Consider the following 13,715-nt stretch of genomic DNA (forward strand, 5'->3'; position numbering starts at 1 on the left):
AATGATAAAATTTTTAGATTTACAAAAAATAACACAGAAATACTCGCAGGAAATTCATGAGGCTGTTAATCGAGTTGTTGACAGTGGCTGGTATCTTCAAGGCAAAGAAAATGAAGAATTCGAAACGAATTATTCCAAGTACATAGGAACGAAATATACAGTGGGATGTGCTAATGGCTTAGATGCTTTGATTTGGATTTTTCGGGCTTATATTGAATTGGGAATTATGCAAGTAGGTGATGAAGTGATTGTACCGGCTAATACCTATATTGCTTCTATTCTGGCCATTTCAGAAAATGGTTTAAAACCTGTACTAGTAGAACCTTCTATTGAGACTTATCAAATCAATGATAACTTGATAGAAGCTGCAATTACTTCTAAAACGCGGGCAATATTGATTGTGCACTTATATGGTCAGTGTGCCTATACTGATAAGATTGGGGATATTTGTAAAAGGTATAATTTAAAGTTGATTGAGGATAATGCGCAAGCACATGGCTGTTTGTATAATGGGAAAAAAACGGGTTCGTTAGGTGATGCTGCCGGTCATAGCTTTTATCCTGGTAAGAATCTTGGTGCATTTGGTGATGCCGGAGCTGTAACTACTAATGATCTAGAATTAGCAAATGTGATACGTGCCATTGCTAATTATGGGTCAACAAAGAAATATGTATTTAAATATATAGGTCGCAATAGTCGTTTGGATGAAATACAAGCTGCTGTCCTGAATGTAAAACTGAAACATTTGGATGAGGATGTGACTATTCGCAAAAAGATAGCTGAATATTATATTGCAAATATTACAAATTCCAGGATTGTTACTCCTGAAGTGACAGACTGGAATAGCCATGTTTTTCATATATTCCCTATTCGTTGTACACAACGCGATGAGTTACAGAAATATTTGGCAGATAATGGTGTGCAGACTATTATTCATTATCCAATTCCACCACATAGGCAAGAATGTTATAAGAAATGGGATGGATTGTCATTTCCTATTACAGAACAGATTCATATAGAGGAATTGAGTTTACCAATGAGTCCTATATTAACTATGATTGAGATAGATAACATAGTAAGTCTAATAAATAATTTTTAATTAAATGAAAATAGGATATACAACAGGTGTTTTCGATATGTTTCATGTAGGGCACTTAAATATATTAAGAAAAGCAAAGGCAGAATGTGATATTCTTATTGTTGGTGTTAGTACTGATGAATTAGTGATGTCTTATAAACAGAAAGTACCAATTATACCATTTGAACAGAGAAAAGAAATTGTTGCAGCTATTAAATACGTAGACAAAGTAGTAACACAAAGTTCCAGAGATAAGATTAAAGCCTACGATGATTTACATTTTGATATTATGTTTGTTGGAAATGACTGGAAAGGAACTCCTTTTTTTGATAAAATTGAAGAAGAATTAAGGAAAAGAAACGTGGAAATCTCTTATTTCCCTTACACAGAGGGAGTATCATCTACTATTTTACGTGAAAAATTAAATAGTATATATGGAAGATAAGTTTAAGATTGTTTCTGTTTCAGGTTTCTGTGCCACTGGATCCAGTGCTATTTTTGATTTACTATTAGAATTCTCAAATACTGAATCTTTTCCCTATGAATTTCGATTATTGAAGGATCCAGATGGAATTATTGATTTGTATAATTCATTGTTTGATCGGTGGGATGATTTGAATGTTGATATTGCATTAAGGAGGTTTGATAAATATGTTGAGGTTTTAGGTCGGAAAAATAGATGTTATCTACCTCTTTCATATAATTATGATGAGTTGTTGGGACATAAATTTTATCAAGCTATAAGTCGTTTTAAGAAAAACCTGAATATTAAAAGTTGGCAGGGAACATGGCCCTATCATTGGCATGAATATTCTTCTTTCAAATGGTTTGTATATCGTTGTCTGGCACGACTAAAAAAAGAACAATATTTATATTCTTCAGATTCTATCCAATTGACTACTCGCGATAATTTTTATTTTGCAACTAAAGAATTATTTAATGACTTATGTGAAATAATAGCAAAAGGGGATACTAGTAAATTAATTCTTTTTGATCAATTAATACCTGCTATTAATAGTTCTCAATACATGAAATTTTTTTATGATAGCAGAATTATTATAGTGGATAGGGATCCGAGAGATGTGTATGTAAGGGGATTAATATGGCCATTTATACCTACAGATAATGTTTCTGATTTTATATATTGGTATAAAACAATACGAATGGAATTCCGATCAAAATATACTAAAAACGATTCTATACTGTGTGTTCACTTTGAGGATTTAATATACAAATATGAGTCAACACTTTCTGTGATAAAGGATTTTTTGTCTTTAGATGATAGCATGCATGTTAACAAATTAAAAATATTTAAACCTCAAGAATCAATGAAAAACACACAAACATGGTATGATATTGACAGTTCTATTATTAGCAGAATAGAAGAAGAATTGGAAGAATATTGTTATAATTTTGATGGCTTGAATGATCGATAAGTTTAAAGAACTGTCTAAAACAGGTATCATATATACGGTTGGAGTTGCATTGAATTCTTTGATAGGATATATTTCTTTGCCTATTTATAGTAGTTATTTGACAGTTGAAGAATATGCTGTAGTAAATCTAATCTTCTTAGTTGGTACACTTTTTTCTACTATTTTTTACTTGGGTGCTTCATCTGCGTTAACTCGATTTTATTATGATTATTCTGATAAAGATCGGTGCTATATAGTATCTAGCTCCATCTTATTGGTTTCGGTTGGTGGAGTGATTCAGATAATTATTGCATGTGTATTTGGTAAAATGATTTCAACCATAATATTTGATACGGATTGTTATTTTGGTTGTGTCATTTTAAGTTTGATAATTTCTGCTATTACTGCAATAAATACAAACTATCTTTTGCTGCTAAGATTTGAAAATTCAAACTATGTATATGTTTCTTTAAATGCTCTTTCTTTGATAGTTTCAATCGGAACTATGATATTTTTATTTCATTATTATAATAATATATATATACCTTTTCTTAGCCAACTTTTAGGGAATGCTATTGTATTACTAATATTATATATTCGATATAGAAGGATGTATAAATTTAACTTTTATAAACAGGAAATATTAAAGCTGCTCAATTTTGGCTTTCCAATCGCAATTTCAGGCTTAATTTATTATTTATTGAGTTCTTCCGATCAATTTATATTAAAGAAATTAACAAATTTGACTGATGTAGGGGTGTATGCTTTTGGAAGTAAATTATCAATGGCTATTCAAGTGTTGATAATTATGCCGTTTTCTTTGATTTGGTCACAACTGAGGATGAAATATCGTAATGAAGCTGACTTTAATGGCTTTATTTCAAATGTACTTAGTTATTATCTGCTTGTGACTTCTGTTATGACCTTGGTTATTGTTTTTTTATGTGAAGAAATATTGGGGATTGCATCTACCTACAACGTATCCTTTATGGCTTCACTATCTTATATCCCTTTGTTGATAATGGCTCAGATTGTATATGGAGCACGTGGAATAATTGATTATGGAATTCAAATAAATAATAAAACCCTTTTCTATTGTATCATAGGCTTTTTGATTCTTTTAGTGAATGTTGTTTTGAATTATGTTTGCATTAAATTTTATGGGGTGAAAGCTGCACCAATAGTAAAATTGATAACTTATTTTTTATATACATTGATCTTTTATTTTGTTTCGGAAAGATATTATCATATTTGTTTTCAAAGAAGAAACTTTATCACAATTATGGTACTGACTCTTGCTATTATCGTTTATGAGAATATCGGGGTTTTTCAGCCATTTGTTATTCGTATTCTGGAGCTATTCATTCTTATGTTTGTTCTATCCATTTTGTTTTTAAATAAGAAAGAACGACAGATTATTGTAAATTACTTGAGAAAATGAAGACAATAGCATTCTTTTTTCCATACCGGATTGTGAGTGGTGTTCCTGTTTTATTTTCAAATATTGCAGGTTATCTGAGTAATAGGAATGACTTGAAAATATATGTAGTTGATTATTCTAATGGTTATATGACCCAATCATTGAAAGAGAATCATCAAGTGGAAGTGATTGAATTTAGGGATGGAGAGCATTGTTTAATTACTACTGATTATTTAGTGATACAGGCAGTGTTACCATATGCTATGAGGCCTGAACTAAAAATATCAGATTCGACGAAAGTACTTTCATGGGTATTACATGTACATAATTATTTGCCGATAGTTTTTCCATTTAATTTTTTTAGAAGTATTCCAGAGAATAAAACAAGGTTGTATATGAATCTTGTTGCTGTCTTTAATAGAACTCTATACACTAGATTAAGGAGATTTGTAAATATATTATTAGAGAATAAGGCTTTGTTTTTTATGGATTCTTCCACTCTGAATACTACAAATAATATTTTAGGGCAAAAAAATGTGCCTAATTCTTTTTTACCTATTACATGTTCTGAAGGGATACCAATGAAAGGTCTTAGAATAAATAACGAGGAAATATTGCATCTTTCCTGGATTGGTAGGTTGTGTGATTTTAAAATTCATATTTTAAATTACACAATCAAGCGTATAGCTTCATATTGTTTGTTTAGTAAGAGAACAATTGTTTTTCATATAGTGGGTGAAGGAGAGATGAAGTCTTTACTTGAACCGTATACCAATCGATATTTTAATGTAATAGTTGAAGGAAGCATTCCCAAAGAACGGTTAGATGCTTTCTTATTGAATAATATTGATATAAATCTATCAATGGGGACCTCTGCATTGGAAAGTATAAAATTGGCTATTCCAACCATTGTTTTGGATTTTTCCTTTAAAAAGATTAGCCTTGATTATAATTATAGATGGTTGCATGATACGAAGGATTTTGACATGGGACATCAAATTGGAGCAAATGATATACAAAATAAAAATAATTCAATAGAGCATATGCTTGATACTTTTAGGGAGTTTAGAGGCGAACTGTCGAGTATATCTTATTCATATTATTTGAAATATCATTCTTTATCATCTGTTTCCGGAAGTTTGATTACTGCATTGGAAAATATCTCAATTGAATGGGGAGAGCTAGATAACTCTTTTTTTAAAAGAGGTTTGTTAAGGCGAATTTATGAATATAAAAAATATAAGTTAAGATGATTAGATTATCTAAATCAGTAGTTGGAGCATTGGAAGCTCAGGCTGTGGCTCATGTAATTGAAGATATTGGTTATTTAGGTATGGGAGATATTGTTGGAGCTTTTGAGAAAGAGTTGGAACAATATATTGGAGGAAGTAGTTTTCATTGTGTTTGCGTAAATAGCGGTACTGCTGCTTTACATTTAGCAATACAGGCTGTAACGCAGCCTGGTGATGAAGTACTTGTACCGTCATTCACGTTTGTTTCTACTTTTCAAGCTATCACTGCTGCCGGATGTATACCTGTTTGTTGTGAAATAGATCCTCATACACTGCTAATCGACTTATCTGATGCAGAAGAACGTATAACCCCTAAAACAAAAGTGATTTTACCTGTATTCTATGCGAGTAATGTAGAAATGGTAGAAGAATATCATGTATTTGCAAACAAACATGGTTTGAGAATTATTGAAGATGCAGCTCATGCTTTTGGCTGCTCACATAATGGACGCAAAATAGGGTCTTTTGGTGATATAATTTGTTTTAGTTTTGATGGTATAAAAAATATAACTTCTGGAGAAGGAGGTGCTGTCTTTTCATCGGATGATAACGTGATTGAGCAAGTGAAGGATGCACGTTTATTAGGAGTGTGTAAAGATTCAGAAAAAAGGTATGCTGGTGAACGTAGTTGGGTCTTTGATGTTCAAAAGCAAGGATATAGATATCATATGAGCAATATTTTTGCAGCAATAGGCCGAGTACAATTGTCACGATTGGATAGTGAGTTTGCTCCCAAAAGAAAGAAAATGGCTAGCTTATATGTATCCTTATTATCTGAAAACAAAAAGATACAATTGATTAAAATGAACTATAAGGATATCGTGCCTCATATTTTCCCGATACTAATTTTAAATAATAGAAGGGGGGAATTGATTCAGCGATTTAAAGATAATGAGATACAATATGGTATTCAATATCGCCCAAATCATCTGTTAAGTTTCTTTAAAACATCCTCTGGACTTCCTATAACTGAAGATGTTTATGATAGAATATTAACAATACCGCTTCATCCCGATTTATCAGAGATAGATGTGAGGTTTATATGTTCCATAATTAATAATTTATAATTCTATGAAAGTAGTCATTTTGGCAGGAGGGTTAGGTACTCGTCTATCTGAGTATACTAAATTAATACCAAAGCCTATGGTTGAAATAGGCAATAAGCCTATGTTGTGGCATATTATGAGCCATTATGCTCGGTATGGGTATAAAGAATTTATTGTAGCTCTTGGATACAAAGGAGAGGTTATTAAAGATTTCTTTCTGAAATATTATACTCTCAATAATGATTTTACTATCAATCTTGTGGAAAATCAGATAGAATATATAAATGAAAAGTCTCAAGATTGGACAATATCTTTGGTTGATACAGGGGTTTCTTCTATGACAGGAGGACGTATATTAAGATTAAAGGAATTGATTGGTGATGAGGATTTTATGGTAACTTATGGCGATGCTGTATCTGATGTTAATATTGCTGAATTAGTAGCGCAATATAAAAAGTCAGGAAAGTTAGCTATGGTAACATCAGTTCATCCTACAGCAAGGTTTGGTGAGTTAACAATTGATGAACACCTATTTGTCCGTCAGTTTAAAGAAAAACCTCAAATAGACCAAGGGTGGATTAATGGAGGATTTTTTGTTTTAAGCTCCAAGGTTCTTGAATATATAAAAGACGATTCTACTGTTTTTGAAAAAGAGCCATTGGAAAGGTTAGCAAAGGAGGGAGAGTTAAAAACTTTCCATCATGAAGGATTCTGGCAATGTATGGATACAGTTAGAGATAGAGATTATTTGAATAATTTGTGGAACTCAGGTAATGTACCTTGGATAAAATAGTATAAACATGTTTAGTAATATATATAAAAACAAACGGGTCTTGATTACAGGTAATACAGGGTTTAAAGGATCATGGCTCACTACTTGGCTTTTGCAAATGGGAGCAGAAGTGATTGGATATTCTGATACTGTTCCTTCAACTCCATCTCTTTTTGAGACCTTAGGTTTAGAGACAAAAATAGATCATAATTGGGGAGACGTAAGGGATTATATGTCTTTGAAATCGGTGTGTGATAAGCATGCACCAGAATTTGTATTTCATTTGGCTGCCCAACCTCTGGTGCGTAAGTCTTATCGAGAGCCGAAAGAGACTATTGAGGTAAATTCTATAGGTGTAGCTAATATTTTGGAAATAGCCAGACAAGTTGATTATATAAAAGCTCTTGTTATAATCACAAGCGATAAGGCCTATGATAATGTAGAGTGGATTTATGGTTATAGAGAAAATGATAGATTAGGCGGTGAGGATCCTTATAGTGCATCAAAAGGGTGTGCGGAATTGATAGCTAGAACCTATATGCTTTCTTACTTTAAAGATCATATGACTGCTGTGGCAACAGCCAGAGCAGGTAATGTCATTGGAGGAGGGGACTGGGCTGAAGACAGGATTGTTCCAGATTCTATGAGGGCATGGTCGGTAGGAGATAATGTTGTTATTAGGAGTCCCTATTCAACGCGTCCATGGCAACATGTATTGGAACCATTAAGTGGCTATTTGCTATTAGGGGCCAACTTATATAATGAATGTATCAATTGTAGAAATCAATCTTTTAACTTTGGACCTGATGCAAGTGTGAATAAAACGGTAGAGGAACTATTGATTGAAATGAAGAAGAATTGGGATTCAGTTCGTTGGGATATTCAATTGCCTAAAGAAAATAGTCAGAAAGAAGCTGGGTTATTAAAGCTTTGTTGTGACAAAGCTAATCAGTTTTTGTGTTGGTATCCAACATTGACTTTCGCAGAAACAATCCATTTAACGGTGTCTTGGTATAAGGCATTTTATTTAAAAGAAGAACAGCTTTTTGATTATACCGTTAAACAGATTGAAATGTATTGTGAGTTAGCAAGAAAGAAAGATTTAAAATGGACAAGATAACAACAATTGAAGGAGTTTCTTTGTCTCCTTTAAAACAATTTGTAGATGAGCGAGGAGCTGTTTTTCACGTTTTTAGAAAATTACCTGATATTTCTCAGGTGGAAGAAGTTTATATTTCTAAGGTGAATTTTGGAGTAATTAAGGGCTGGAAAAAACATTCAATTATGACACAAAGGTTTACTGTACCTTATGGAGCAATGGAGATTGTTTTATTTGATGATAGAAATGATTCTAAAACAAAAGGTATGTTTAATAGGATTCTTCTAAATGACCATGATTCCTATAAGCAATTAATTGTACCTCCTAATGTTTGGTATGCTTTTCGTGCTTTATCCAAGGAATACAGTTTATTATTGAACGTAGCGGATTTAATTCATGATCCAAAAGAATCTGAGATACTACCGATTAATACACATTTGATTTCTTATACTTGGGCAAATATAAAATAATATGGAACCTTTAGTTAGCTTTATCGTTAATTGTTATAATGGTGAATTATATCTAAAACGTTGTTTAGATTCTATATTGACGCAGACATATCAAAATTGGGAGCTTATATTTTGGGATAATGCTTCTACTGACCATTCAAAAGAAATATTTACATCTTATGGTGATAAGAGATTTAAGTATTTTAATAGTGATGTAAAGGTATCTTTAGGGCAAGCGAGAGCTTGGGCGGTAGATGTTTGTCGTGGCGATTATATCTCTTTTTTAGATGTTGATGATGAATGGTTGCCTCAGAAAACAGAGATTCAAATTCGAGAAATTCAAAAAGATAGTTATGTTTTATCGTACGGTAGTATTAATGAGATAAATGCAGATAATCCTTCTAAAAGGAAAATTACAACTCCTCGCTATAGTTCAGGCAATATATTTGGAGAACAATTAGTTAATTTTGAGGCTAATTTGCCGTCTTCCATGATAAAAAGAAGTGCTCTAATACAAAAAAAGTTGAACTTTGATCCTAATATTAAAGCTTCAGAAGAATATTGCCTATATATGCAACTTATATATGGAGAGAAAGTCTGTGTTGTAACAGATATACTTGCTAATTATTTTGTAAGAAGTGATTCTTTGACAAATGAATGTATGGATCGTTGGGCATACGAGAGAGAATATACTCTTAATAGAATAATAGAAAGCCATCCGGAGGTTTGTGTTAACTATAAGACAGAAATGAAAGAAGCTTTTGCTAGAGCCGTATATTATAAAGCGAGATATTTAGTATCTATAGGTAAAAAGAATCTTGCAAGGAAAGAATTACAGAAGGTCTCAAATGTGAATTATAAATATCAGATTCTTTTCATTTTACTTTTTTTCCCAACTTTTATCTGGGAAAATATTCATTTGTTGAAAAATATGAGATAGCATGAAGATTGTAAAATCATTGAATTTATCTTCTCCTGTTCTTGTTTTTGGTCTAATCTGGATAATATTAATCTTATTATATAACATCCATCTTATTAATTATTATTTGGGATTAAATCAAAAGACACTGATTTTAATCTTTGGGGCTATTGGTGCTATGGCATTAAGCTGGGTCTTAATCCGGATGAGATATAAACGCTGGATAGTATTTTCAATAAAGAACTTGCCAGATGATAAATTTTCTCTACTTGAGTCAAAAATTGGTAGATTATTGAAATTATGGTTAATAGGTATTGTAGCAACGATTGTTCTGCAAGGAGGTTTTCCAATGCTATGGATGCTGCTTGGAACAGGCAAAGGTTATCAAGATTTTGGGTTCCACTCAATTCATGGAATTTTAAATGCGTTATATTATATATGCATACTAGGATATTTTTTTTTATATTTAAAGAAAAAAGAATCTAAGTATCTAAAATTGGTTTTGCTTCTATCTTTATATCCAATTTTGGCTGTATCCAGAGCTGTAATTATAGTCGTAATATTTGAGATGCTTGGACTCTATCTTCTTTTATATAGAATTCGATTAAAACAAATTATTAAAATTTTCATTGGAGGTATTGCGTTCATTTTATTATTTGGAGCTTTGGGAGATTTGAGAGTTGGCGAAGCTAAACATGTTCTACATGGTCTTGTAGATAAGAGATATGAGGATGTTATGGAATATTTACCTTCTGGCGTCTGTTGGGTCTATTTATATTTTACCGGATCTATAGATAATGTTGTATATAATATAAATGATCTTAAGCCGCTTTATTATCCATATTTCTCTATAAAACCTTTAATCCCTTCAGTCTTTCGTGATTTAATATTTGAGAAAAAGGATTATGATGATAAATATAGTTTGGAAATGAATAATACAATATTTAACACATTTTCTTTCTTTGCCAACTATCTAAAGGATTTTGGAATTTATATTACGATTGTTATTATTTTTTTTATAGGATTGTTGTCGAATTATATATATGCTTATGCTCGATTAATGAAGTTTAACTTCATTATGATGTATCCTATTGTCTTTATGTTTTTGTTGTTATCTGTTTTTTCTGATTTTTTCATAAGTCTACCAACATTATGCCAAATGATAATTTCTTGTAAATATTTGAAAATATAAATATGTTTATGTCTCTTTTTAAAGATAAAACCCTTTTAATTACTGGTGGAACAGGTTCTTTCGGTAATGCCGTATTGAAAAGATTTTTGGATTCCGATATCAAAGAGATCCGTATCTTTTCCCGTGATGAAAAGAAGCAAGACGATATGCGCCATCACCTTCAAAATAAGAAGGTGAAATTCTACATTGGTGATGTACGTGATAAACGTTCTGTGGATGGAGTGATGAATGGGGTGGACTATATTTTCCATGCCGCTGCACTGAAACAGGTTCCCTCTTGTGAGTTTTTCCCTGTTCAAGCTGTTCGGACAAATGTATTAGGTACTGAGAATGTGCTTGATTCAGCCATCGAGTATGGAGTCAAGAATGTAGTTGTGCTCTCGACGGATAAGGCTTGTTATCCTATCAATGCCATGGGGATCAGTAAAGCCATGATGGAAAAGGTTGCTATTGCTAAAGGACGTCAAATGGGGGAGGGTGGTCAAACTACCATCTGCTGTACCCGTTATGGCAATGTGATGGCAAGCCGCGGATCAGTGATCCCTTTGTGGGTGGAGCAAATGAAGGCCGGTAAGGATATCACAATAACCGATCCGAACATGACCCGTTTTATGATGACACTGGATGATGCGGTTGATCTGGTGATTTATGCTTTTCAGCACGGGCATAATGGCGACTTGTTTGTCCAAAAAGCACCTGCAGCTACTCTTGATACGTTAGCCCGTTCTTTAAAGGAACTTTACCAAATGGATACCCCCGTACGTGTTATCGGTACACGCCATGGTGAGAAACTTTATGAATCATTAGTGACTCGTGAGGAAATGGCCAAGGCGGAAGATATGGGTAATTATTATCGGATACCTTGTGATGCCCGTGATCTTAATTATGATAAATATTTTGTGGAAGGACAAGAGAAGGTCTCTAAATTCGAGGACTACCATTCACATAATACCCATCGTTTGGATGTGGACGGAATGAAACAGTTGTTATTGAAACTTGATATGATAAAGGAGGATGTATGCTTAAAGTAATGACGATTGTCGGAACTCGTCCTGAGATCATAAAGTTGAGTCGTGTGATGGCTGAGTTGGACAAATACACTGAACATATTATGGTCCATACCGGTCAGAATTTCGATTATGAACTGAATGAAATCTTTTTTCAGGAACTTCGCATCCGTAAGCCGGACTATTTTCTGGATGCTGCCGGAAAGAATGCCGCAGAGACGATAGCCAATGTAATCCGTAAATCGGATGAATTGATGGACCAAGTGAAACCGGATGCTTTATTGTTGTATGGTGATACTAATAGCTGTATTTCCGTGATTTCCGCAAAACGGCGTAAGATTCCTATTTTTCATATGGAGGCTGGTAACCGCTGTTTTGACCAGCGTGTTCCTGAAGAGATCAATCGTAAGATTGTGGATCATTTGAGTGATATCAATATGCCTCTTTCAGAGCATGCACGTAAATACTTGCTGGCTGAAGGGTTACGTCCGGAGACCGTGATCAAAACCGGATCGCCAATGACAGAGGTTTTGATCTATCATAAGGCGGAAATAGAAGAGAATGATGTTTTAGAAAAAGAGGGGTTGAAAAAAGGTGATTACTTTATTGTAAGTACGCATCGTGAGGAAAATGTGGATTCCGAGAAGAACTTTTCTGACCTGCTTTCTTCTCTGAACGCCATTGTGGACAAATATCATAAAAAGGTGATTGTTTCCACCCACCCCCGTACCCGCAAAAAGTTGGAATCTATTGGCTTTATTAATTCCAATCCGATGATTGAGTTTATGAAACCTTTTGGCTTCATGGAGTATATCAAACTTCAACAGAATGCTTTTTGTGTTATTTCTGACAGTGGTACGATCACGGAGGAATCTTCTATTCTTCATTTTCCGGCTATAACTATCCGTCAGGCACACGAGCGACCTGAAGGTATGGATGAAGGGACGCTGATCATGACCGGATTGAATAGTGACCGTATTCTGGAGTCTATCGAAATTGTAACTTCCCAGTATACAGAAGGTGCAGACGTAATTCACTCTATTCCTGATTATGCTTCGGATAATGTATCTAAAAAAGTAGTCCGTATCATTCTTTCCTATACAGATTATATCAACCGTACGGTTTGGCATAAAGAAATCTAGTTCCTGTTTTTTTATTTTTTATGGTTAAAAAGAAGATTCTGTTGTTCGGCGCCACAGGTATGGCCGGGCATATGGCTTATTATTATCTGCAATGTACGGGGAAATACGATCTTGTGAATGTAGTTTATCGTACCCAATTGACTGATGATAGTATCGTTGTGGATGTGACGGATGGGGATGCTGTCAGTCGGCTCGTTCGTGAAGTCCGTCCCGATTTTATCCTGAATTGTATTGGCGTATTGATAAGAGGTTCCAGAGAACATCCGGACAATGCTATTCTGGTAAATGCATGGTTCCCCCATTTGCTCAAGAAACTATCGGATGAAGTGGGAGCAAAGTTGATTCATATCAGTACGGATTGTGTTTTCTCCGGTAAAAAAGGTAACTATTCAGAAGCAGATTTCCGGGATGCTGACGATGTTTATGGTCGTAGCAAAGCACTCGGTGAGATAATCAATGACAAAGATCTGACAATCCGTACTTCTATCATAGGTCCTGAATTGAAGGAGAATGGCGAAGGCTTGTTTCATTGGTTTATGCATCAGCATGGTTGTGTGAATGGTTTCCAGACTGCTATTTGGGGAGGTGTGACCACTCTGGAATTGGCGAAAGCCATTGATGTGTCCATCGATCAGGGAGTAACCGGTTTGATACAACTGAGTAATGGCCTTGGTATAAGTAAATATGATTTGTTACATCTGTTTTCCCGTATATGGCACAAACAAGATGTTGAGATCCTGCCATTTGATGGAAATGGAATAGACAAGTCGATCGCAAAGTCCGCAAGATTTAGTTATGTTGTACCCGGATATGAAGAGATGCTTCGGGAACAATATGATTGGATGCAGGAAAATGAATCATTGTATTCATTTTATTAAATACTT

14 protein-coding genes are annotated in these 13,715 nt (G+C 33.8%); all 14 read left to right on the forward strand.

Translation table 11 applies throughout. The features are described from left to right. The first annotated feature begins 1 nt into the window (after nucleotide 1). From G7Y45_RS09995 to G7Y45_RS10060, 14 genes are read left to right on the forward strand one after another with little or no spacing between them, the layout of a single operon-like run. Complete coding sequence (locus tag G7Y45_RS09995; RefSeq protein WP_032539858.1) at nucleotides 2-1,099, forward strand: DegT/DnrJ/EryC1/StrS aminotransferase family protein; 1,098 nt, start codon at nucleotides 2-4, stop codon at nucleotides 1,097-1,099. 4 nt (nucleotides 1,100-1,103) lie between these two features. Next, entirely contained in the window at nucleotides 1,104-1,523 is a 420-nt protein-coding gene (locus G7Y45_RS10000) for an adenylyltransferase/cytidyltransferase family protein (RefSeq protein WP_032539859.1), read from the forward strand. Then, nucleotides 1,513-2,514, forward strand: a complete 1,002-nt coding sequence (locus tag G7Y45_RS10005) for a sulfotransferase (protein ID WP_137570017.1) — start codon at nucleotides 1,513-1,515, stop codon at nucleotides 2,512-2,514. The genes G7Y45_RS10000 and G7Y45_RS10005 overlap by 11 nt, the downstream gene beginning before the upstream one ends. Continuing rightward, complete coding sequence (locus G7Y45_RS10010) at nucleotides 2,504-3,934, forward strand: oligosaccharide flippase family protein (protein ID WP_137570018.1); 1,431 nt, start codon at nucleotides 2,504-2,506, stop codon at nucleotides 3,932-3,934. Before G7Y45_RS10005 ends, G7Y45_RS10010 begins: the two co-directional genes overlap by 11 nt. Beyond that, nucleotides 3,931-5,166 (forward strand): hypothetical protein, encoded by a 1,236-nt coding sequence (locus G7Y45_RS10015; protein WP_032540034.1) that lies wholly within the window; start codon nucleotides 3,931-3,933, stop codon nucleotides 5,164-5,166. The genes G7Y45_RS10010 and G7Y45_RS10015 overlap by 4 nt, the downstream gene beginning before the upstream one ends. Next, nucleotides 5,163-6,272, forward strand: coding sequence for a DegT/DnrJ/EryC1/StrS aminotransferase family protein (locus tag G7Y45_RS10020; RefSeq protein ID WP_032540035.1), 1,110 nt, complete (start codon nucleotides 5,163-5,165; stop codon nucleotides 6,270-6,272). The genes G7Y45_RS10015 and G7Y45_RS10020 overlap by 4 nt, the downstream gene beginning before the upstream one ends. A 4-nt stretch (nucleotides 6,273-6,276) precedes the next feature. Further along, nucleotides 6,277-7,044, forward strand: coding sequence for a glucose-1-phosphate cytidylyltransferase (gene rfbF, locus G7Y45_RS10025; protein ID WP_032540037.1), 768 nt, complete (start codon nucleotides 6,277-6,279; stop codon nucleotides 7,042-7,044). Between the two features lie 7 nt (nucleotides 7,045-7,051). Next, nucleotides 7,052-8,143 carry a CDP-glucose 4,6-dehydratase gene (gene rfbG, locus G7Y45_RS10030; protein WP_032540039.1) on the forward strand — a complete coding sequence of 364 codons (1,092 nt, stop codon included), beginning with the start codon at nucleotides 7,052-7,054 and terminating at the stop codon, nucleotides 8,141-8,143. Continuing rightward, nucleotides 8,131-8,592: a dTDP-4-dehydrorhamnose 3,5-epimerase family protein gene (locus G7Y45_RS10035; RefSeq protein ID WP_032529214.1), complete on the forward strand. Its 462-nt coding sequence runs from the start codon at nucleotides 8,131-8,133 to the stop codon at nucleotides 8,590-8,592. The genes rfbG and G7Y45_RS10035 overlap by 13 nt, the downstream gene beginning before the upstream one ends. 1 nt (nucleotide 8,593) lies before the next feature. After that, nucleotides 8,594-9,511 (forward strand): glycosyltransferase family 2 protein, encoded by a 918-nt coding sequence (locus G7Y45_RS10040; protein ID WP_050440796.1) that lies wholly within the window; start codon nucleotides 8,594-8,596, stop codon nucleotides 9,509-9,511. A 1-nt stretch (nucleotide 9,512) separates the two neighbouring features. Then, on the forward strand, nucleotides 9,513-10,682 hold the full coding sequence (locus tag G7Y45_RS10045) for an O-antigen polymerase (RefSeq protein ID WP_165015292.1): 1,170 nt from the start codon (nucleotides 9,513-9,515) through the stop codon (nucleotides 10,680-10,682). A gap of 8 nt (nucleotides 10,683-10,690) precedes the next feature. Then, complete coding sequence (locus G7Y45_RS10050; RefSeq protein ID WP_165015295.1) at nucleotides 10,691-11,713, forward strand: polysaccharide biosynthesis protein; 1,023 nt, start codon at nucleotides 10,691-10,693, stop codon at nucleotides 11,711-11,713. After that, nucleotides 11,701-12,831, forward strand: coding sequence for a non-hydrolyzing UDP-N-acetylglucosamine 2-epimerase (gene wecB / locus G7Y45_RS10055; RefSeq protein WP_041161361.1), 1,131 nt, complete (start codon nucleotides 11,701-11,703; stop codon nucleotides 12,829-12,831). Before G7Y45_RS10050 ends, wecB begins: the two co-directional genes overlap by 13 nt. A gap of 20 nt (nucleotides 12,832-12,851) precedes the next feature. Next, the gene (locus G7Y45_RS10060; RefSeq protein ID WP_165015298.1) at nucleotides 12,852-13,709 is read left to right on the forward strand and encodes an SDR family oxidoreductase; all 858 of its coding nucleotides are present in this window, start codon (nucleotides 12,852-12,854) and stop codon (nucleotides 13,707-13,709) included. Nucleotides 13,710-13,715: the final 6 nt, after the last annotated feature.

Origin of the sequence: Bacteroides sp. ZJ-18, assembly GCF_011038705.2 — a bacterium.
GTDB lineage: Bacteria > Bacteroidota > Bacteroidia > Bacteroidales > Bacteroidaceae > Bacteroides > Bacteroides hominis.